Below are 22,113 nucleotides of genomic sequence, written 5' to 3'. Positions count from 1 at the left end.
AAATGAACGATATTTTAATCGTTGACGGTTACAACATTATCGGAGCTTGGGGAGAATTGAAGAAACTACGGGATGTAGATTTGCAATCATCAAGAGATGCACTGATTGATAAGATGGCGGATTACCAAGGGTACACAGGTACAAAGGTAATGATAGTTTTTGATGCTTATACAGTCCACGGTATTGAAAAAAAGATGAAACAATCGCATGTGGAAGTCATATTCACGAGGAAGAATCAAACTGCAGATGAAAAGATAGAGCAGCTTGCGATCGAGCTTAGAAATATAAATACGCAAATATATGTTGCGACTTCTGATTATACGGAACAATGGGTTATATTTGCACAAGGTGCTCTTCGAAAATCTGCACGTGAATTAGAGTTAGAAGTACAAGCGATGGAGCAACAAGTAAGAAGGCGTACACAAGACACAAAAGAAAAGCAACCCGCCATGCGAAAGATATTTAGTAAAGATATTACAGAAAAATTAGAAAAATTAAGAAGAGGAGAGCGTTGAAGCATTGACGCTCTTTATCTTTTTACTGTATAATATTGCTAAATAAATAGCGGTCGGAGGGATCAAGGTGGAAGCAGGCTTCGTAAGTGTAGGCGACGTTACATTTCGTGATTTAGAGGATGAGGCAATCGTTGAGTTAGTTCGAAAAGGTAATACTGACGCTCTAGAATATTTGATTCACAAATATAAGAACTTTGTTCGCGCCAAATCAAGATCTTATTTCTTAGTGGGTGCCGATCGAGAAGATATTGTGCAAGAAGGTATGATTGGATTGTTTAAAGCGATTCGTGATTATAAAGAGGACAAGCTGTCTTCATTCAAAGCATTTGCTGAGCTGTGTATCACTCGACAAATTATTACCGCTATTAAAACAGCAACCAGGCAAAAACATATTCCGTTAAATTCGTATGTGTCTTTAGATAAGCCGATTTATGATGAGGAATCTGATCGGACATTATTAGATGTTATTTCGGAAGCGAAGGTAACTGATCCTGAAGAAATGATTATAAGTCAGGAAGAATATACAGACATAGAATCTAAAATATCTGAATTATTAAGCGATTTAGAAAGGAAAGTGCTTTCTTTATATCTAGACGGTCGTTCTTATCAAGAGATTTCGGAACAGTTAAATAGACATGTGAAATCTATTGATAATGCTTTACAGAGGGTGAAGCGGAAATTGGAACGATATATGGAAATGAGAGAGAGTACCACTTTAAATTCATAACAAGTGCTACAGGTGTAAAAAATCACCTGTTTTCTTTTTGCAGAGAGTACAAAAGGCATGTCATTGACATTGTCTTTTGTTGTATGATACATTTTTAGGGACATAATGTTACAAGGTTGGTGTAACTAATGAGGAAAAAAGTTGTACTCTCATGTGAAGAGTGTAAAAATCGAAACTACTCTACGATGAAAGATACGAGCTCGGTAGAGCGACTTGAAATAAAGAAATTCTGTAAAACATGCAATCAGCATACAGTTCACAAGGAAACAAAATAAATAATTGAAATAATACACTGGAGGTCCCGTAGATGCGTTTAACGAACTTTTTCGGCGATGTAGGTCGCGAAATGAAAAAAGTAAGTTGGCCTAAAAAAGATGAATTACTCCGTTCAACAGCGACTGTTATCGCTACAGTTGTCTTCTTTGCGATTTTCTTCGCAGTGGTTGATATGGGCATTTCTTCTTTAATTCGGTTAATTCTTGGTTAATTCTTGAATAAGAAGCACTTATCCATGATATAATGTTATTTATAAGAACTGTGTAAAAGCCCGGTGAACGGGTTTTTTCATTTGCGCAAAAAAATGTACGTCAGGGAGGGAAGGACGCTCGTCCTAAATGAATGGAAAAAAGTTGGTATGTTGTCCATACTTATTCTGGATATGAAAATAAAGTAAAAGCAAACCTAGAGAAACGTGTAGAATCAATGGGTATGCAAGATAAAATTTTCCGTGTTGTTGTCCCGGAAGAAGTAGAAGTAGAAATGAAAAACGGTAAAGAAAAATTAATGAAAAGGAAAGTGTTCCCAGGTTATGTATTAGTAGAATTGATCATGACTGATGATTCTTGGTATGTTGTACGTAACACGCCAGGTGTAACTGGGTTCGTTGGTTCTTCTGGTTCTGGATCTAAACCATCACCTCTATTAGAAGAGGAAGTTGTTACCATTATGAAACATATGGGAATGGACAACGAAGTGGTTGATTTCGACTTTGAACTTCATGAGACAGTACGTGTAAATGAGGGACCATTCGCAGATTATACAGGTGCTATCGAAGAAATTGATGTGGAGAAGAAAAAGGTTAGCGTGCTTGTGGACATGTTTGGTCGCGAGACTCCAGTTGAACTTGACTTCCATCAAATTGAAAAATTATAAAATGAAACTTGAAATGATTTGTAAAAAGTGATAATATCTTTTAAGTCAGTACGTCTTCGTTATCGGAGACGTTTTTTGAAAGATTTTATCCTTACAGATAAAATATGACGTGGGAGGGCAAATCACTGTCCAATTGACCACATCACGGACTTAAGGAGGTGTGTCTCGTGGCTAAAAAGGTAATTAAAATGGTAAAACTTCAAATTCCTGCAGGTAAAGCTAACCCAGCTCCACCGGTTGGTCCAGCATTAGGACAAGCAGGTGTTAACATCATGGGCTTCTGTAAAGAGTTTAACGCTCGTACAGCAGATCAAGCTGGTCTTATCATCCCTGTTGAAATTACGGTATTTGAGGACCGTTCATTCACTTTCATTACTAAAACTCCTCCTGCTGCTGTTCTTCTTAAGAAAGTAGCTGGTATTGAGTCTGGTTCTGGTGAACCAAACCGTAATAAAGTGGCAACTGTTAAGCGTGATAAAGTACGCGAAATCGCTGAAACTAAAATGCCTGACCTAAACGCTGCTAGCGTAGAAGCTGCAATGCGTATGGTTGAAGGTACTGCACGCAGTATGGGCATCGTTATCGAAGACTAATTCGATTTGTTTTTAAAAAAGGTTGCGGGTCTGGAATTCCAATTCGCAACCTTTATTATCGTAAATGATTATCGTTTTTAAATAAATGGATGGCGCGCATCCTCAGGTTATACCTGAAAATAAGCGTAAACGTGGGAGGTTATTCCGCTAAAACCACATTCGAGGAGGAAATAAAAATGGCTAAAAGAGGTAAAAAGTACGTAGAAGCTGCAAAGCTTGTTGATCGTGCAGCTGCTTACTCTGCAACAGAAGCAGTAGAATTAGTAAAGAAAACAAACACAGCTAAATTTGATGCAACTGTAGAAGCTGCATTCCGTTTAGGTGTTGACCCTAAGAAAGCTGACCAACAAATCCGTGGTGCAGTAGTTCTTCCACACGGTACTGGTAAAGTACAACGTGTATTAGTATTCGCTAAAGGCGAAAAAGCTAAAGAAGCTGAAGCTGCTGGAGCTGACTTCGTAGGCGATACAGATTACATCGGTAAAATCCAACAAGGTTGGTTCGATTTCGATGTAGTAGTAGCAACTCCTGACATGATGGGTGAAGTTGGTAAACTTGGTCGCGTATTAGGACCTAAAGGTTTAATGCCAAACCCTAAAACTGGAACAGTTACTTTCGATGTAACTAAAGCTGTTAACGAAATCAAAGCTGGTAAAGTTGAATACCGCGTTGATAAAGCTGGTAACATCCACGTTCCAATCGGTAAAGTATCTTTCGAAGATGCTAAATTAGTAGAGAACTTCAGAACAATTGCTGACACTTTACAAAAAGTTAAGCCAGCTGCTGCAAAAGGTACTTACATGAAGAACGTAACAGTTGCTTCTACAATGGGACCTGGCGTACGTGTAGACGTTTCTACATTAGCGTAAATTTTGGAAGTTGACTTCATAAAGAAGTTTTTATATAATCATTTATGTTGTGAATTTAAATAGTGTACCGTAGACAGTAGGTGTCAATAGACTTAATTTCCTACCTAGGTGTTAATATACGAAGCGGAAATTTTTTCTGTGACTATATGCCTCCATGTCTACAAGTTGGGCATGGAGGTTTTTAGTGCACTTTCGGTACATCTTCTATATAATCTACAGGAGGTGTAATAACATGAGCAAAGTAATCGAAACTAAACAACAAGTTGTGACTGAAATCGCGGACAAACTTCGCGCTAGTAAATCTACAATCGTTGTTGACTACCGTGGTTTAACAGTTTCTGAAGCAACAGAATTACGTAAGAACTTACGTGAAGCTGGCGTTGAGTTCAAAGTTTACAAAAACTCTCTAACTCGTCGTGCTGCAGAATCTGCTGAAATGGCTGAGTTAAATGAATTCTTAACAGGACCAAACGCAATCGCGTTCAGTAACGAGGATGTAGTTGCTCCTGCGAAAGTATTAAACGACTTCGCTAAAGATCATGAAGCTTTAGAAATTAAAGCGGGCGTAATCGAAGGTAAACTTGTAACACTTGATGAGGTTAAAGCTATCGCTACTCTTCCATCACGTGAAGGCTTACTTTCTATGCTTCTTAGCGTTCTTCAAGCTCCAATCCGTAACCTTGCACTTGCTACTAAAGCAGTTGCAGACCAAAAGGAAGAGCAAGGCGCTTAATTTTTTAAAAGATAATTACGTATTATCGATAAAACAATACAAACCTATTTAAGGGAGGATATTTACAATGACTAAAGAACAAATCATTGAAGCAGTTAAATCTATGACTGTATTAGAACTTAACGACTTAGTAAAAGCTATCGAGGAAGAATTCGGCGTAACTGCTGCTGCTCCTGTAGCTGTAGCTGGTGGCGCTGGTGAAGCTGCTGCTGAGAAAACTGAGTTTGACGTAGTACTTGCAAGTGCTGGCGCTCAAAAAATCAAAGTTATCAAAGCTGTACGTGAAATCACTGGTCTTGGCTTAAAAGAAGCTAAAGAATTAGTTGACAACACTCCAAAAGCAATCAAAGAAGGCGTTTCTAAAGAGGAAGCTGAAGAAATGAAAGCTAAACTTGAAGAAGTTGGCGCTGCTGTAGAAGTTAAGTAATTAACTTTTGATGCTTTAAAAAAAGCTCGCTCTCATGCGAGCTTTTTTTTTAACTGTAAAGAAAAGAGGTGGCCATATGGCAGACCATTATTTTTCTAACGACCCTTCTAGTAAAAGTGATCGTAAGCGATGGGAATTTACACTTCGTGGATCTCAATTTACTTTCTTATCTGACCGTGGGGTGTTCTCGAAAAACGAAGTGGACTTTGGTTCTCGTCTTTTAATTGAAGCGTTTCAAGTGCCGGATATTAAAGGTGATATATTAGACGTAGGTTGTGGATATGGACCGATTGGTTTATCGTTGGCGAAAGAGTTTCAAGACCGTAAAGTTCACATGGTGGATGTGAATGAAAGGGCACTTGAGCTTGCGAAAGAAAATGCCGCTAACAATAGAATTGGAAATGTACACATTTCTCAAAGTAGCGTCTATGAAAATGTAGATGGTATGTATGCTGCTATTCTATCTAATCCTCCAATTCGTGCAGGTAAGGATATCGTGCATGAGATTTTAGAAAAGGCTGTAGAGTATTTAGTTCCAGGTGGAGAGTTGTGGATTGTTATTCAAAAGAAGCAAGGTGCACCATCTGCACTGAAGAAACTAGAAGAAGTATTTTCTGAAGTCGAAGTTGTAGAAAAGAAAAAAGGATATTATATCATAAAATCAAAAAAACGTTGACGGTTATTTTTGGCTATGTTAACATTATACAATGCCAATATATGATTTTCTGCGTTGAGAAAGATGTATATTTTTGTTTCTCTTGGAAAAGATAGTAAAATCAGCAGATTATGAAACAGAATGATGGTTTTCTTCTAGAAGCCATTTTTCTTTTTTGAGCAGGTAGAAAGACTCAACGTATTTATCTTTAAGAGAAAGAAACTACGCTAATAGCAGTAGTTGTATTTATTTGTGATTTTGCACAAATTTTTTTGTGCATTTATAATACTCATGATTTGAGGGGTGAAGCAGTTGACAGGTCAACTAGTTCAATACGGACGCCACCGCCAACGAAGAAGTTATGCCCGTATTAGTGAAGTATTAGAGTTACCAAATCTTATCGAAATTCAAACCTCTTCTTATCAGTGGTTTCTTGATGAGGGTTTGCGAGAAATGTTCCAAGACATTTCTCCGATTGAAGACTTTACGGGAAATCTATCGCTTGAATTTATCGACTACAGCTTAGGTGAACCTAAATACTCTGTAGACGAATGCAAAGAGCGTGATGTGACGTATGCAGCACCACTTCGTGTAAAAGTGCGTCTAATCAACAAGGAAACTGGTGAAGTAAAAGAACAAGATGTGTTCATGGGAGATTTCCCACTCATGACAGAGACTGGAACATTCGTAATTAACGGTGCAGAACGTGTTATCGTTTCCCAGTTAGTTCGCTCTCCAAGCGTATACTATAGTGGCAAAGTGGATAAAAACGGAAAACGTGGTTTTACTGCTACTGTAATTCCAAACCGCGGAGCTTGGTTAGAGTATGAGACAGATGCTAAGGATGTTGTATATGTGCGTATTGACCGTACGCGTAAACTTCCTGTAACTGTTTTGTTACGCGCATTAGGGTTTGGCTCTGATCAAGAAATCACCGAGCTTTTAGGTGATAACGAATACTTAAGCAACACATTAGAAAAAGACAACACAGATAGCACAGAAAAAGCATTGCTTGAAATTTATGAGCGTCTACGCCCTGGTGAACCACCAACAGTAGAAAATGCAAAGAGCTTACTTGTGTCTCGTTTCTTCGATCCAAAGCGCTACGATTTAGCAAATGTAGGTCGCTATAAGATCAACAAGAAGTTACACATTAAAAACAGATTGTTTAACCAACGTTTAGCTGAAACATTAGTAGATCCAGAAACTGGTGAAATTTTAGCGGCAGAAGGAACAATCTTAGATCGTCGTACACTTGATCGCATTTTACCTTACTTAGAGAAAAACATTGGATTCAAAACAGCGAAACCAATGGGTGGAGTGGTAGAAGGCGATGTTGAGCTGCAATCTATTAAGATTTATGCTCCTGAGTCAGAAGGCGAACGCGTAATTAATGTAATTGGTAATGCAAATATTACTCGTGATGTAAAACACATCACACCAGGCGATATCCTTGCTTCTATCAGTTACTTCTTCAACCTACTGTATAAAGTAGGGGATACAGATGATATCGACCACTTAGGAAACCGTCGTCTGCGTTCTGTTGGAGAACTATTACAAAATCAATTCCGTATCGGTCTTTCTCGTATGGAACGTGTTGTTCGTGAGAGAATGTCGATCCAAGATACAAATGCAATTACACCACAGGCACTAATTAATATTCGTCCTGTTATTGCATCTATTAAAGAGTTCTTCGGAAGTTCTCAGTTATCTCAGTTCATGGACCAAACAAACCCATTAGCAGAGTTAACTCACAAACGAAGACTATCTGCATTAGGACCCGGTGGTTTAACGCGTGAGCGCGCAGGCTTTGAAGTACGTGACGTTCACTACTCTCACTATGGTCGTATGTGTCCGATTGAAACACCAGAGGGACCAAACATCGGTTTGATTAACTCATTATCTTCGTTCGCGAAAGTAAATGAGTTTGGTTTCATTGAAACACCATACCGTCGTGTTGACCCAGAAACTGGTCTTGTAACAGGGCAGGTTGATTATTTAACAGCAGATGAAGAAGATAATTATGTTGTAGCCCAAGCGAATATGAAGTTATCTGAAGAAGGAGAATTCCTTAGTGAAGATATCGTAGCTCGTTTCCGTGGTGAAAACATTGTTACAAATAAAGAACGCATCGACTACATGGATGTATCTCCAAAACAAGTAGTGTCGGCAGCGACAGCTTGTATTCCGTTCTTAGAAAACGATGACTCTAACCGCGCACTTATGGGAGCGAACATGCAACGTCAGGCGGTTCCGTTAATGAATCCGGAATCTCCGATTGTAGGTACAGGTATGGAGTACGTATCAGCAAAAGACTCAGGTGCTGCAGTAATCTGTAAACACCCTGGTGTTGTTGAACGCGTAGAAGCACGTGAAGTTTGGGTACGTCGCTATGTAGAAGTTGACGGTCAAACAGTAAAAGGCGACTTAGATCGCTACAAAATGCAAAAATTCATTCGTTCTAACCAAGGAACTTGCTACAACCAACGTCCAATCGTAAGTGTTGGAAATGAAGTTGTAAAAGGTGAAATCCTTGCGGATGGTCCTTCTATGGAATTAGGTGAACTAGCACTTGGACGTAACGTGCTTGTTGGCTTCATGACTTGGGACGGTTATAACTATGAGGATGCGATCATTATGAGTGAGCGCCTTGTAAAAGATGATGTGTACACTTCTATTCATATTGAAGAATATGAATCAGAAGCTCGTGATACGAAGCTTGGACCAGAAGAAATTACACGTGACATTCCGAACGTTGGGGAAGATGCATTACGCAACCTTGACGAGCGCGGTATTATCCGCGTTGGTGCTGAAGTAAAAGATGGAGACCTACTTGTTGGTAAAGTAACACCTAAAGGTGTAACAGAGTTAACAGCAGAAGAACGTCTATTACATGCGATCTTCGGTGAAAAGGCACGTGAAGTACGTGATACATCACTACGTGTACCACACGGTGGTGGCGGTATTATCTTAGACGTAAAAGTATTCAACCGTGAAGATGGCGATGAATTGCCACCAGGCGTGAATCAACTTGTACGTGCATATATCGTTCAAAAACGTAAAATTTCTGAAGGTGACAAGATGGCCGGACGTCACGGTAACAAAGGTGTTATCTCTCGTATCTTACCAGAAGAAGATATGCCTTACTTACCAGACGGTACACCAATCGATATCATGTTAAACCCATTAGGGGTACCATCTCGTATGAATATCGGTCAGGTATTAGAGCTTCATCTTGGTATGGCAGCAAGATACCTTGGCATTCACATTGCAACACCAGTATTCGATGGTGCTCGTGAGGAAGATGTTTGGGGCACAATTGAAGAAGCTGGTATGGCAAATGACGCGAAAACAATCCTGTATGACGGACGTACTGGTGAACCATTCGATAACCGCGTATCTGTTGGTGTCATGTATATGATCAAACTTGCGCACATGGTTGACGATAAACTTCATGCTCGTTCTACTGGACCATACTCACTTGTAACGCAGCAGCCTCTTGGAGGTAAAGCTCAGTTCGGTGGACAGCGTTTCGGTGAGATGGAGGTTTGGGCACTTGAAGCTTACGGTGCTGCTTATACTCTTCAAGAAATCTTAACAGTGAAATCTGATGATGTTGTTGGACGTGTTAAGACATATGAAGCAATTGTTAAAGGTGAAAATGTTCCAGAACCAGGCGTTCCTGAATCATTCAAAGTATTGATTAAAGAGCTGCAAAGTTTAGGTATGGACGTTAAAATGATGTCTAGCGACGATACAGAGATTGAAATGCGTGATACGGAAGATGACGATGATCATCAATCAGCAGATAAATTGAATGTCGAAGTTGAGACAACTAAGGAATAATTGGGATAACCTGTAGACTAAAAGGGAGGTAGGCCCCTTGATAGATGTAAATAACTTTGAATATATGAAGATTGGACTTGCTTCACCTGACAAGATTCGTTCTTGGTCATACGGTGAAGTTAAGAAACCAGAAACAATTAACTATCGTACGTTAAAGCCTGAAAAAGATGGCTTGTTCTGTGAGCGTATTTTCGGACCACAAAAGGACTGGGAATGTCATTGCGGAAAATACAAACGTGTACGTTATAAAGGTGTAGTTTGTGATCGATGTGGCGTTGAAGTAACGCGTGCAAAAGTTCGTCGTGAACGTATGGGTCATATCGAATTAGCTGCTCCTGTATCTCATATTTGGTATTTCAAAGGTATCCCGAGCCGCATGGGACTTGTCTTAGACATGTCCCCTCGCGCGCTTGAAGAAGTAATTTATTTCGCTTCTTATGTTGTAACAGAAAGTGGAGATACACCACTTGATAAGAAGCAATTACTTTCTGAAAAAGAATACCGTGCATATCGTGATCGATATGGTAGCACATTCCAAGCTGCTATGGGTGCAGAAGCGATTAAAAAGCTACTACAAGACATCGATTTAGATAAAGAAGTAGACTTCTTAAAAGAAGAATTAAAAACAGCACAAGGACAACGCCGTACTCGTGCTATTAAACGTCTAGAAGTATTAGAAGCATTCCGTAACTCTGGAAATCACCCATCTTGGATGATCCTAGATGTTCTTCCAGTTATCCCACCAGAACTACGCCCAATGGTACAGTTGGATGGTGGACGTTTTGCTACTTCTGACTTAAACGACTTATACCGTCGTGTAATTAACCGTAATAATCGTTTAAAACGTCTATTGGACTTAGGTGCACCAAGCATCATCGTTCAAAACGAAAAACGTATGTTACAAGAAGCTGTAGACGCATTAATCGATAATGGTCGCCGTGGCCGTCCAGTTACTGGACCAGGTAACCGTCCATTAAAATCACTATCTCACATGCTTAAAGGTAAACAAGGACGTTTCCGTCAAAACTTATTAGGTAAACGTGTTGACTACTCTGGTCGTTCTGTAATCGTTGTAGGACCGAACTTAAAGATGTATCAATGTGGATTACCGAAAGAGATGGCGCTTGAACTGTTCAAACCTTTCGTAATGAAAGAGTTAGTTGAAAAAGGATTAGCACACAACATTAAGAGTGCGAAACGTAAAATCGAGCGTGTACAACCTGAAGTTTGGGACGTTTTAGAATCTGTGATCAAAGAGCATCCAGTACTTCTAAACCGCGCACCAACACTTCACCGTCTTGGTATCCAGGCGTTTGAACCTACATTAGTAGAAGGTCGCGCAATTCGTCTTCACCCACTTGTATGTACTGCATACAACGCGGACTTTGACGGTGACCAAATGGCGGTTCACGTTCCGTTATCATCAGAGGCACAAGCAGAAGCTCGTATTCTTATGTTAGCGGCACAAAACATCTTGAATCCAAAAGACGGAAAACCAGTTGTTACTCCATCTCAGGATATGGTATTAGGTAACTACTACTTAACACTTGAGCGTGAAGGCGCAATCGGTGAAGGTATGGTCTTCAAGGATGCAAACGAAGCGATACTTGCATACCAAAATGGGTATGTACATCTGCACACACGTGTTGCAGTTGCTGCAAGTTCAGTAAATAACGTAACATTTACTGAAGAGCAAAAAGGTAAGCTTCTATTAACAACAGTTGGTAAATTAATATTTAACGAAATCTTACCAGAGTCGTTCCCTTATATTAACGAACCGACAAACTCAAACCTTGAAAAAGAAACACCAGCGGAATATTTCGTTGAAAAAGGTGCGAACATTAAAGAAATTATTGCTAGTCGCGAAGAAGTGGCGCCATTCAGCAAGAAAATCCTTGGTAATATCATTGCGGAAGTGTTTAAACGTTTCAAAATTACAGAAACGTCTCGCATGCTTGACCGTATGAAAAACTTAGGATTCAAGTACTCTACAAAAGCTGGTATTACAGTTGGGGTATCTGACATTCTTGTATTAGGCGAAAAAGATGAAATTCTCCACGAAGCACAAGCAAAAGTAGATAATGTAATTAAACAATTCCGTCGCGGTTTAATCACGGAAGAAGAACGTTACGATCGCGTTATCTCTATTTGGAGTAATGCAAAAGATGTTATTCAAGGAAAACTGATGAAATCCTTGAATAAACGCAACCCAATCTTCATGATGAGTGATTCCGGTGCCCGTGGTAACGCATCGAACTTTACTCAGCTTGCTGGTATGCGTGGTCTGATGGCCAATCCATCTGGTCGTATCATCGAACTTCCAATCAAATCAAGTTTCCGTGAAGGTTTAACAGTACTTGAGTACTTCATCTCTACGCATGGTGCGCGTAAAGGTCTTGCCGATACAGCACTAAAAACTGCCGATTCTGGTTACTTAACACGTCGTCTTGTTGACGTTGCACAAGATGTAATCGTTCGTGAAGATGATTGTGGAACAGATCGTGGTTTATTAATTGGTGCGATTAAAGAGGGTAATGAAGTTATTGAGTCATTATATGATCGTCTTGTTGGACGTTTTGCAAGAAAAACTGTAAAACATCCTGAAACAGGTGAAGTATTAGTTGCTGAAAATCAATTAATTACTGAAGATATTGCTCATATCGTTGAAAATTCGGGTGTTGAAACTGTAAACATTCGTTCAGCGTTCACGTGTAACACTCGCCACGGTGTATGTAAGAAGTGTTACGGTCGTAACTTAGCAACTGGAACAGACGTAGAAGTAGGGGAAGCGGTAGGTATTATCGCAGCTCAATCTATCGGTGAGCCAGGTACACAGTTAACGATGCGTACGTTCCATACAGGTGGGGTTGCCGGAGATGATATCACACAAGGTTTACCTCGTATCCAGGAGATCTTCGAAGCTCGTAATCCGAAAGGTCAGGCAGTTATCAGTGAAATCGACGGTGTTATCGCAGCGATCAACGATGTTAAAGATCGCCAAGAAGTAGTAGTACAGGGTGAAGTTGAAGCTCGTACGTATGCTATTCCTTACGGTGCTCGTCTGAAAGTAACTCCAGGACAGCAAATTAGCCACGGTAAAGAGTTAACAGAAGGTTCTATTGATCCGAAAGAATTACTAAAAGTAACGGACATTACGGCAGTTCAAGAATACTTATTACGTGAAGTTCAAAAAGTATACCGTATGCAAGGGGTAGAAATTGGTGACAAACACGTAGAAGTAATGGTACGTCAAATGTTACGTAAAGTTCGTGTAAGTGATGCAGGTGAAACAGATGTATTACCAGGAACATTACTAGATATCCATCAGTTTACTGATGCGAATGCGAAGGTGTTACTGCAAGGTAAACAGCCAGCGACAGCTAGACCTGTTCTACTTGGTATTACAAAAGCTTCACTTGAAACAGATTCATTCTTATCTGCAGCATCGTTCCAAGAAACAACTCGTGTCTTAACTGATGCAGCAATTAAAGGTAAGCGCGATGAGCTTCTAGGATTGAAAGAAAATGTTATTATCGGTAAACTTGTTCCTGCTGGAACAGGTATGAATCGTTATCGCAAAGTGGATCTTGTTAAAACAACACAAGATGACATGAATGTAGAAAACGATGAAGTTTATGTGGAACAGTAAAATTTTCCGTCGTAAATTTTGTATAAAAACAGTTAATCCTAGTTGACATTGTATGAGTCAAAATGTTACTATAATCAAGGTTGCTCCTGAACGATGCTTTGGAGGATATTTATATGTCTTATCAAAAAGTGTCAAATGCTGAAAATGTAGTCGTTGGTCATAAACGCACATTGGAAGCAATCAAAAATGGTATAGTTAAAGAAGTTGTCATTGCGGAAGATGCTGATATGCGGTTAACCCATATGATCATTCGTACTGCCTTGCAACATAACATACCCATAACTAAAGTTGAATCAGTTCGTAAGCTTGGAAAAGTTTCGGGGATTCAAGTGGGAGCTTCAGCAATAGGAATAATAAGTTAAAACTGTTTTTGTGAGGAGAGAGCATTTGCTCTCCCTTGCAAAAACTTTGTTTTCAACTAATAATGAACCACCTGGATATGTGGTCATACAAACATGCGAAGGGAGGATAATCAAATGCCTACTATTAACCAATTAGTGAGAAATGGTCGTACTGATAAAGTATGGAAATCTAAATCACCTGCGTTAAACAAAGGGTTCAACTCTTTAAAGAAAAAATCAACTGATATCTCTGCACCTCAAAAACGTGGTGTATGTACTCGTGTTGGTACAATGACTCCAAAGAAACCTAACTCAGCGTTACGTAAATACGCTCGTGTACGTTTAACAAACGGTATCGAGGTTACAGCTTACATCCCAGGTATCGGTCATAACCTACAAGAGCATAGCGTAGTATTAATTCGCGGTGGTCGTGTAAAGGATTTACCGGGAGTACGTTACCACATCGTTCGTGGTGCGCTTGACACAGCTGGTGTTGACAAACGTATGCAAGGACGTTCTAAATATGGTACTAAGCGACCAAAACCTGCTAAAAAATAATAACTTTAAAATGAAAGGAGGAACTCAATATGCCTCGTAAAGGACCTGTTGCGAAACGTGACGTGTTACCAGATCCAATGTACAATTCTAAGCTAGTAACACGCCTTATCAACAAAATGATGGTTGACGGTAAAAAAGGTAAATCTCAAACAATTCTTTATAACGCTTTCGATATCGTTCGTGAACGTTCAGATAAAGACCCTATGGAAGTATTCGAGCAAGCTCTTAAGAACATCATGCCTGTTCTTGAAGTACGTGCTCGTCGTGTTGGTGGTGCTAACTACCAAGTTCCAGTTGAGGTTCGTCCAGAACGCCGTACAACTTTAGGTCTTCGCTGGTTAGTAAACTATGCTCGTCTTCGTGGTGAAAAAACTATGGAAGAGCGTCTAGCTTACGAAATCTTAGATGCAGCTAACAACGCTGGTGCATCTGTTAAGAAACGTGAAGATACTCATAAAATGGCAGAAGCTAACAAAGCATTTGCTCATTACCGTTGGTAGGATTCAACGTAAAATAAATGTAAGCATAAACCGCTTTATTTGTCGCTTATGGAAGTGTGGAGAGGGAGAATGCCTCTCCCTTTCGTTGGGCGCTCGTTTTACATAATGAGGGTACTGGACATACTGACATGTGTAACAATATAAAGTGGCTTTTTTGCTACTTAAAATAAAAAATCCAATCCATATATGGAAGGAGCAAGACACCAAATGGCAAGAGAGTTCTCTTTAGAAAACACTCGTAATATTGGTATCATGGCTCACATCGATGCTGGTAAAACAACAGCAACTGAGCGTATTCTGTATTACACAGGACGTATTCATAAAATCGGTGAAACTCACGAAGGTGCATCTCAGATGGACTGGATGGAGCAAGAGCAAGAGCGTGGTATCACAATTACTTCTGCTGCAACTACAGCACAATGGAAAGGTCATCGCGTAAACATCATTGACACTCCAGGACACGTAGATTTCACAGTAGAAGTAGAACGTTCTTTACGCGTACTTGATGGCGCAGTAGCAGTACTTGATGCACAATCTGGTGTAGAACCACAAACAGAAACTGTTTGGCGTCAGGCTACTACTTACGGCGTACCTCGTATCGTATTCGTTAACAAAATGGATAAAATCGGCGCAGATTTCTTATACTCTGTAGGAACAATCCACGATCGTTTACAAGCAAACGCACACCCAATTCAGTTACCAATCGGTGCTGAAGATGAGTTCAATGGTATCATTGACCTTGTTGAAGAATGTGCTTACATGTACGGTAACGATTTAGGAACAGACATTCAACGTGTTGAAATTCCTGAAGAGCACAAAGAATTAGCTGCAGAATACCGTGGAAAACTTATTGAAGCGGTAGCTGAGCTTGATGAAGAAATGATGATGAAGTACCTAGAAGGTGAAGAAATCACTGTAGAAGAGCTTAAAGCTGGTATCCGTAAGGCTACAACTTCTGTAGAATTCTTCCCAGTAATCTGTGGTTCTGCATTCAAAAACAAAGGTGTTCAAATTCTGTTAGACGCAGTTATCGACTACCTACCATCTCCATTAGACGTACCTGCTATTAAAGGTACTCTTCCGGATACAGATGAAGAAGTAGAACGTAAGTCTAGCGATGAAGAACCATTCGCAGCTCTAGCATTCAAAATCATGACTGACCCTTATGTTGGTAAGTTAACGTTCTTCCGTGTGTACTCTGGTGTGTTAAACTCTGGATCATACGTGAAAAACTCAACTAAAGGTAAGCGTGAGCGTGTAGGTCGTATCCTACAAATGCACGCTAACAGCCGTGAAGAGATCTCAACAGTTTACGCTGGTGATATCGCTGCTGCTGTAGGTTTAAAAGATACTACTACTGGTGATACTCTTTGTGACGAGAAGAGCCTTGTTATCCTTGAGTCTATGGAATTCCCAGAGCCAGTTATCTCTGTAGCTATCGAACCAAAATCTAAAGCTGACCAAGATAAAATGGGTACAGCATTATCTAAGCTTTCTGAAGAAGATCCAACATTCCGTGCTCACACTGACCAAGAAACTGGCCAAACTATCATCGCTGGTATGGGTGAACTTCACCTTGATATCATCGTTGATCGTATGCGCCGTGAATTCAAAGTCGAAGCAAACGTTGGTGCTCCTCAGGTAGCATACCGTGAAACTTTCCGCGCTGCTGCGAAAGTTGAAGGTAAGTTTGCTCGTCAATCTGGTGGACGTGGACAATTCGGTCACGTTTGGATTGAGTTTGCACCTAACGAAGAAGGTAAAGGATTTGAATTCGAAAACAAAATCGTCGGCGGTGTAGTTCCACGTGAATACATCCCAGCTGTTGGAGCGGGTCTTGAAGACTCACTTAAAAATGGTGTACTAGCTGGTTACCCACTAGTTGACATTAAAGCAGCATTAGTTGACGGTTCTTACCATGATGTCGATTCATCTGAGATGGCGTTCAAAATCGCTGCATCTATGGCACTTAAAGCTGCGGTTTCTAAATGTAACCCAGTAATTCTTGAGCCAATGATGAAAGTTGAAGTTGTAATTCCTGAAGAGTACATGGGAGACATCATGGGTGACGTAACATCTCGTCGTGGACGTGTAGAAGGTATGGAAGCTCGCGGTAACGCACAAGTTGTTCGCGCTATGGTTCCACTTTCTGAAATGTTCGGTTATGCGACGGCATTACGTTCTAACACTCAAGGACGCGGAACATTCTCAATGACATTTGATCATTATGAAGAAGTACCGAAGTCTGTTTCTGAAGAAATTATTAAAAAAAATAAAGGTGAATAATTGATTTTTATCGATTGTTCAAGTATAACTACTTATGTAAGCTTAGAAAGTGAGACGCAAGTTTCGCTTTCTAGTCTAAATATAAAATAACCTATATAAACTAAGGAGGAATTTAGAATGGCTAAAGCTAAATTCGAACGTTCTAAACCCCATGTTAACATCGGTACAATCGGCCACGTTGACCATGGTAAAACTACATTAACTGCTGCGATCACTACAGTTCTTGCAAAAGCTGGTGGTGCTGAAGCACGCGGATACGATCAAATCGACGCTGCTCCAGAAGAAAGAGAGCGCGGAATCACAATCTCAACTGCACACGTTGAGTACGAAACTGAAACTCGTCACTATGCACACGTTGACTGCCCAGGTCACGCTGACTATGTTAAAAACATGATCACTGGTGCTGCTCAAATGGACGGCGGTATCTTAGTAGTATCTGCTGCTGATGGCCCAATGCCTCAAACACGTGAGCACATCCTTCTTTCTCGTCAAGTAGGTGTTCCTTACATCGTTGTATTCTTAAACAAATGCGACATGGTAGACGACGAAGAATTATTAGAATTAGTTGAAATGGAAGTTCGTGACCTATTATCTGAATACGGATTCCCAGGCGACGACATTCCTGTAATCAAAGGTTCTGCTCTTAAAGCTCTTCAAGGAGAAGCTGATTGGGAAGCAAAAATCATTGAATTAATGACTGAAGTTGATGCTTACATCCCAACTCCAGAACGTGAAACTGACAAACCATTCTTAATGCCTATCGAGGATGTATTCTCTATCACAGGTCGTGGTACAGTTGCAACTGGTCGTGTAGAGCGCGGAATCGTTAAAGTTGGTGACGTAGTAGAAATCATCGGTCTTGCTGAAGAAAATGCTTCTACAACTGTAACTGGTGTAGAAATGTTCCGTAAACTTCTTGACCAAGCTCAAGCTGGAGACAACATTGGTGCTCTTCTTCGTGGGGTTGCTCGTGAAGACATCCAACGTGGACAAGTTCTTGCTAAAACTGGCTCTGTAAAAGCACACGCTAAATTCAAAGCTGAAGTTTTCGTATTATCTAAAGAAGAAGGTGGACGTCACACTCCATTCTTCGCTAACTACCGTCCTCAGTTCTACTTCCGTACAACTGACGTAACTGGTATCATCCAATTACCAGAAGGTACTGAAATGGTAATGCCTGGTGACAACATCGAAATGACTATCGAACTTATCGCTCCAATCGCTATCGAAGAGGGAACTAAATTCTCTATTCGTGAAGGTGGACGTACAGTAGGTTACGGCGTAGTTGCTACTATCGTTGAGTAATCTTAACTGATATAAAAAACCCCAAGGGATTTTCCCTTGGGGTTTTTGTTTGCCGTTATCGAGTATTAACGAGCACGCTGAATGGTTCAATTAATAATCATTGGGGGATGAACAAAAACCCAATGATCAAAGTTTCGCTTTATATAATGAATGAATTATATTTTTATGTTTTGACGAGTTTCTTCTATTGTATATAAAAAAGTAATAAAACAAACCCAGAAACTGTAAAATGAATTCTGGTAGATGAAAACTTGAAATTCTTTAAAGTGCCATGTATAATAGCAAAAGTAGAGAAAAGCAGGTGCAAACAAAAAGATGCTTGCATCTAGACGAATAACATTGTATAATAGACAATGTTGGTCTTTGACTGCGATGAAGTGGAAGGTTGCTGACACACCCGGCCGCTTTGCCATGGCATGGTGTGGGGAAATTTCCATGGAGAAGGTCTATTTTAGAAATAGGCGAACGAAGGAGGGAAAATAATGGCAAAAGAAAAAATTCGTATCCGTTTAAAAGCTTATGATCACCGTATTCTTGATCAATCAGCTGAGAAAATTGTAGAAACAGCTAAGCGTTCTGGGGCAACAGTTTCTGGTCCGATCCCATTACCAACTGAGAAGACTATTTACACAATTCTTCGTGCTGTTCATAAGTACAAAGATTCTCGTGAGCAATTCGAAATGCGCACACACAAACGTTTAATCGATATCGTGAGTCCTACTCCACAAACAGTAGATTCATTAATGCGTTTAGACTTACCGTCTGGTGTAGATATCGAAATCAAACTATAAATTATATAACTTAAAAATGTAGGAGGTGTAACTCATGACCAAAGGAATCTTAGGAAGAAAGATCGGTATGACTCAAGTATTTGCTGAGAACGGTGAGTTAATCCCAGTAACAGTTATCGCTGCTAATCCAAACGTTGTTCTTCAAAAGAAAACAACTGAAACTGATGGCTACAATGCAATCCAGTTAGGATTTGAAGATAAACGTGAAAAGTTAACTAACAAACCTGAACAAGGCCACACTGCTAAAGCATCTACAACTCCTAAGCGCTTCATTCGCGAAATCCGCGATGCAGACGTGGACGGATTAGAGGTTGGTCAAGAGGTAAAAGTTGAAGTTTTCGCTGCAGGTGAAATCGTTGACGTAACAGGAATTTCTAAAGGTAAAGGTTTCCAAGGTGTTATCAAACGCCACGGACAATCTCGCGGACCTATGTCTCATGGTTCTCGCTATCACCGTCGTCCAGGTTCAATGGGCCCAGTTGCTCCGAACCGTGTATTCAAAGGCAAAAAACTTGCTGGACGTATGGGTGGAGACCAAGTTACTATCCAAAACTTAGAAATCGTTCAAGTTGACACTGAGCGCAACTTATTACTAGTAAAAGGTAACGTTCCAGGTGCTAAGAAATCTCTTGTAGTTGTTCAAGGCGCTGTGAAGGTTAGCAAATAATTCACAATAGGAAGGAGGAATTCCAATGCCAAAAGTTACTGTATATAACCAAACTGGTTCACAGGTTGGTGAAATCGAATTAGCTGAAGCTATTTTCGGTATCGAACCAAATGAAGCTGTACTTTTTGAAGCTGTAATGATGCAACGTGCATCTTTACGTCAAGGTACACACAAAGTAAAAACTCGCTCTGAAGTTCGCGGTGGTGGTCGTAAACCATGGCGTCAAAAAGGAACTGGACGTGCTCGTCAAGGGTCTATCCGCTCTCCTCAATGGCGTGGTGGTGGTACGGTATTCGGACCTACACCAAGAAGCTATGCGTACAAACTTCCTAAGAAAGTTCGTCGTTTAGCAATCAAATCTGCATTAGCTACTAAAGTAGTTGAGAACAACATTGTAGTTCTTGAAGACCTAGTGTTAAATGCACCAAAAACAAAAGATATGCTAGCAGTACTTAAAGGATTAACTGTTGAGAAGAAAGCTCTTATCGTAACTGCTGATGCAAACGAATCTGTAGAGTTATCTGCTCGCAATATCCCTGGAGTAACAGTAATCACTGCTGATGGCGTAAACGTTTTAGACGTGCTTCATCATGATAAGCTAATCATGACAAAAGCGGCAGTGGAAAAAGTAGAGGAGGTGCTTGCATAATGAGAGATCCTCGTGATATCATTAAGCGCCCAGTTATCACTGAACGTTCTATGGAAATGATGGCTGAAAAAAAATACACGTTCGATGTGGACGTTAAATCTAATAAAACAGAAGTTAAAGATGCTCTTGAAGCGATCTTTGGTGTTAAAGTAGAAAAAGTGAACATCATGAACTACAAGCCGAAAGCAAAACGCGTTGGTCGTCACGCTGGTTTTACTAGCCGTCGTCGTAAAGCAATCGTTAAGCTAACTGCTGACAGCAAAGAAATCGAAATCTTCCAAGGTGTTTAATTCTTACTAAAGAAGGAGGGAAATTGAGATGGGAATTAAAAAGTATAATCCAACTACTAACGGTCGTCGTAATATGACTACGAATGATTTCGCTGAAATCACGACTGACAGACCCGAAAAGTCATTACTTGCTCCTTTAAGCAAGAAGGCGGGTCGTAATAACCAAGGTAAAATTACTGTACGTCATCAAGGTGGCGGACATAAGCGTCAATACCGTATCATCGACTTTAAGCGTAACAAAGATGGAATTCCAGGACGCGTTGCTACGATCGAATACGATCCAAACCGCTCTGCGAATATCGCATTAATTAACTACGTTGACGGTGAAAAACGTTACATTCTTGCTCCTAAAACTTTAGAAGTAGGTATGGAAGTTATGTCTGGCCCTGAAGCTGACATTAAAATCGGTAACGCATTACCATTAATCAACATTCCAGTAGGTACTGTTGTTCATAACATCGAGCTTAAGCCTGGTCGTGGCGGACAATTAGTTCGTTCTGCTGGTACATCTGCTCAAGTACTTGGTAAAGAAGGAAAATACGTACTTGTACGTTTAACTTCTGGTGAAGTACGTCTTGTATTATCTGCTTGTCGCGCTTCAATCGGTCAAGTTGGTAACGAACAACACGAACTTATCAAAATCGGTAAAGCAGGTCGCTCACGCTGGTTAGGTAAGCGCCCAACAGTTCGTGGTTCTGTAATGAACCCGGTTGATCACCCACACGGTGGTGGTGAAGGACGCTCTCCAATCGGACGTAAGTCTCCAATGTCTCCATGGGGTAAACCAACTCTTGGATTCAAGACTCGTAAGAAAAACAAAGCGTCTGATAAATTTATCGTTCGTCGTCGTAAAAAATAATGGGATTGTAGTACGGTTCGTTTCAAGAACCGTACGCCAATCACGAAGGGAGGCACCAAAATGGCTCGTAGCTTAAAAAAAGGACCATTTGTCGATGATCACTTAATGAGCAAAATGGAAAAATTAGTTGCATCTGAGCAAAAACAAGTTGTTAAAACTTGGTCTCGCCGTTCAACTATCTTCCCTCAGTTCATCGGACACACAATCGCTGTATATGATGGTCGTAAACACGTACCTGTGTACATCACTGAGGATATGGTTGGCCATAAGTTAGGTGAATTCGCACCAACTCGTACGTATAAAGGTCACCTTGCTGACGATAAGAAAACTAGAAGATAATGAGAGGAGGCACTTCAATGCAAGCTAAAGCAGTAGCGAGAACAGTTCGTATTGCTCCTCGTAAAGTTCGTTTAGTAGTAGACTTAATCCGAGGTAAGCAAGTGGGTGAAGCGATTGCTATCCTTAACCACACACCAAAAACTGCTTCTCCAGTTGTAGAAAAAGTTTTAAAATCTGCAATCGCAAATGCAGAGCACAATTATGAGATGGATATTAACAACTTAGTTGTTGAAAAAGTATTCGTTGACGAAGGTCCAACGTTGAAACGTTTCCGTCCACGTGCAATGGGTCGTGCAAGCCAAATTAACAAACGCACAAGCCACATCACAGTTGTGGTATCAGAAAAGAAGGAGGGATAATCG

General features: G+C 40.3%; 24 protein-coding genes and 1 other annotated feature. All 24 genes read left to right on the top strand.

Annotated features, from left to right (window positions below; translation table 11 throughout):
• Positions 1-2: 2 nt before the first annotated feature.
• The 24 genes from ACQVV1_RS27750 to rplV all read left to right on the top strand — a co-directional run bounded on the left by ACQVV1_RS27750 (position 3) and on the right by rplV (position 22,110).
• Positions 3-515: an NYN domain-containing protein gene (locus tag ACQVV1_RS27750; protein WP_063222349.1), complete on the top strand. Its 513-nt coding sequence runs from the start codon at positions 3-5 to the stop codon at positions 513-515.
• A 67-nt stretch (positions 516-582) separates the two neighbouring features.
• On the top strand, positions 583-1,242 hold the full coding sequence (locus ACQVV1_RS27745; RefSeq protein ID WP_000387198.1) for an RNA polymerase factor sigma-70: 660 nt from the start codon (positions 583-585) through the stop codon (positions 1,240-1,242).
• A 128-nt stretch (positions 1,243-1,370) separates the two neighbouring features.
• Entirely contained in the window at positions 1,371-1,517 is a 147-nt protein-coding gene (rpmG, locus tag ACQVV1_RS27740) for a 50S ribosomal protein L33 (protein WP_002070160.1), read from the top strand.
• Between the two features lie 32 nt (positions 1,518-1,549).
• Positions 1,550-1,729: a preprotein translocase subunit SecE gene (gene secE / locus ACQVV1_RS27735; protein ID WP_001241321.1), complete on the top strand. Its 180-nt coding sequence runs from the start codon at positions 1,550-1,552 to the stop codon at positions 1,727-1,729.
• 131 nt (positions 1,730-1,860) lie between these two features.
• Positions 1,861-2,394, top strand: coding sequence for a transcription termination/antitermination protein NusG (nusG, locus tag ACQVV1_RS27730; protein ID WP_000415794.1), 534 nt, complete (start codon positions 1,861-1,863; stop codon positions 2,392-2,394).
• 167 nt (positions 2,395-2,561) lie between these two features.
• Positions 2,562-2,987 carry a 50S ribosomal protein L11 gene (gene rplK, locus ACQVV1_RS27725; RefSeq protein WP_001085872.1) on the top strand — a complete coding sequence of 142 codons (426 nt, stop codon included), beginning with the start codon at positions 2,562-2,564 and terminating at the stop codon, positions 2,985-2,987.
• Positions 2,988-3,163: 176 nt separating this feature from the next.
• The gene (rplA, locus tag ACQVV1_RS27720; RefSeq protein ID WP_063222350.1) at positions 3,164-3,856 is read left to right on the top strand and encodes a 50S ribosomal protein L1; all 693 of its coding nucleotides are present in this window, start codon (positions 3,164-3,166) and stop codon (positions 3,854-3,856) included.
• 49 nt (positions 3,857-3,905) lie between these two features.
• Positions 3,906-4,049 (top strand) — a sequence feature (ribosomal protein L10 leader region).
• Between the two features lie 39 nt (positions 4,050-4,088).
• Entirely contained in the window at positions 4,089-4,589 is a 501-nt protein-coding gene (rplJ, locus tag ACQVV1_RS27715) for a 50S ribosomal protein L10 (RefSeq protein ID WP_029439120.1), read from the top strand.
• Between the two features lie 67 nt (positions 4,590-4,656).
• Positions 4,657-5,016, top strand: coding sequence for a 50S ribosomal protein L7/L12 (rplL, locus tag ACQVV1_RS27710; RefSeq protein WP_000159737.1), 360 nt, complete (start codon positions 4,657-4,659; stop codon positions 5,014-5,016).
• 76 nt (positions 5,017-5,092) lie between these two features.
• Positions 5,093-5,692, top strand: coding sequence for a class I SAM-dependent methyltransferase (locus ACQVV1_RS27705; protein ID WP_063222351.1), 600 nt, complete (start codon positions 5,093-5,095; stop codon positions 5,690-5,692).
• 291 nt (positions 5,693-5,983) lie between these two features.
• Positions 5,984-9,517, top strand: a complete 3,534-nt coding sequence (rpoB, locus tag ACQVV1_RS27700) for a DNA-directed RNA polymerase subunit beta (RefSeq protein ID WP_060629208.1) — start codon at positions 5,984-5,986, stop codon at positions 9,515-9,517.
• Between the two features lie 37 nt (positions 9,518-9,554).
• Positions 9,555-13,166 (top strand): DNA-directed RNA polymerase subunit beta', encoded by a 3,612-nt coding sequence (rpoC, locus tag ACQVV1_RS27695; protein WP_063222352.1) that lies wholly within the window; start codon positions 9,555-9,557, stop codon positions 13,164-13,166.
• 113 nt (positions 13,167-13,279) lie between these two features.
• Complete coding sequence (locus tag ACQVV1_RS27690) at positions 13,280-13,528, top strand: 50S ribosomal protein L7ae-like protein (protein ID WP_000121828.1); 249 nt, start codon at positions 13,280-13,282, stop codon at positions 13,526-13,528.
• Between the two features lie 114 nt (positions 13,529-13,642).
• Entirely contained in the window at positions 13,643-14,065 is a 423-nt protein-coding gene (gene rpsL, locus ACQVV1_RS27685; protein ID WP_001142341.1) for a 30S ribosomal protein S12, read from the top strand.
• A 29-nt stretch (positions 14,066-14,094) separates the two neighbouring features.
• Complete coding sequence (gene rpsG / locus ACQVV1_RS27680; RefSeq protein WP_063222353.1) at positions 14,095-14,565, top strand: 30S ribosomal protein S7; 471 nt, start codon at positions 14,095-14,097, stop codon at positions 14,563-14,565.
• A 207-nt stretch (positions 14,566-14,772) separates the two neighbouring features.
• On the top strand, positions 14,773-16,851 hold the full coding sequence (gene fusA, locus ACQVV1_RS27675; RefSeq protein ID WP_242256479.1) for an elongation factor G: 2,079 nt from the start codon (positions 14,773-14,775) through the stop codon (positions 16,849-16,851).
• A 117-nt stretch (positions 16,852-16,968) separates the two neighbouring features.
• Positions 16,969-18,156 carry an elongation factor Tu gene (gene tuf / locus ACQVV1_RS27670; protein WP_001029617.1) on the top strand — a complete coding sequence of 396 codons (1,188 nt, stop codon included), beginning with the start codon at positions 16,969-16,971 and terminating at the stop codon, positions 18,154-18,156.
• Between the two features lie 482 nt (positions 18,157-18,638).
• The gene (gene rpsJ, locus ACQVV1_RS27665) at positions 18,639-18,947 is read left to right on the top strand and encodes a 30S ribosomal protein S10 (RefSeq protein ID WP_001040595.1); all 309 of its coding nucleotides are present in this window, start codon (positions 18,639-18,641) and stop codon (positions 18,945-18,947) included.
• Positions 18,948-18,981: 34 nt separating this feature from the next.
• Positions 18,982-19,614, top strand: a complete 633-nt coding sequence (gene rplC / locus ACQVV1_RS27660) for a 50S ribosomal protein L3 (RefSeq protein ID WP_000160209.1) — start codon at positions 18,982-18,984, stop codon at positions 19,612-19,614.
• Between the two features lie 25 nt (positions 19,615-19,639).
• Positions 19,640-20,263 carry a 50S ribosomal protein L4 gene (gene rplD, locus ACQVV1_RS27655; protein ID WP_001127258.1) on the top strand — a complete coding sequence of 208 codons (624 nt, stop codon included), beginning with the start codon at positions 19,640-19,642 and terminating at the stop codon, positions 20,261-20,263.
• Positions 20,263-20,553: a 50S ribosomal protein L23 gene (gene rplW, locus ACQVV1_RS27650; protein ID WP_001205558.1), complete on the top strand. Its 291-nt coding sequence runs from the start codon at positions 20,263-20,265 to the stop codon at positions 20,551-20,553. The genes rplD and rplW overlap by 1 nt, the downstream gene beginning before the upstream one ends.
• 28 nt (positions 20,554-20,581) lie before the next feature.
• On the top strand, positions 20,582-21,412 hold the full coding sequence (gene rplB / locus ACQVV1_RS27645; RefSeq protein WP_000511584.1) for a 50S ribosomal protein L2: 831 nt from the start codon (positions 20,582-20,584) through the stop codon (positions 21,410-21,412).
• A 60-nt stretch (positions 21,413-21,472) separates the two neighbouring features.
• The gene (rpsS, locus tag ACQVV1_RS27640; protein WP_000124454.1) at positions 21,473-21,751 is read left to right on the top strand and encodes a 30S ribosomal protein S19; all 279 of its coding nucleotides are present in this window, start codon (positions 21,473-21,475) and stop codon (positions 21,749-21,751) included.
• A gap of 17 nt (positions 21,752-21,768) precedes the next feature.
• A complete protein-coding gene (gene rplV, locus ACQVV1_RS27635) occupies positions 21,769-22,110 on the top strand; it encodes a 50S ribosomal protein L22 (protein WP_001148024.1) in 342 nt (113 codons plus the stop codon).
• Positions 22,111-22,113 lie beyond the last annotated feature (3 nt).

The organism is Bacillus basilensis, assembly GCF_050630465.1.
GTDB classification, from domain to species: domain Bacteria; phylum Bacillota; class Bacilli; order Bacillales; family Bacillaceae_G; genus Bacillus_A; species Bacillus_A basilensis.
Note: the sequence above shows the minus strand (reverse complement) of the source record. Positions and strands in the feature narration are given on the sequence as shown.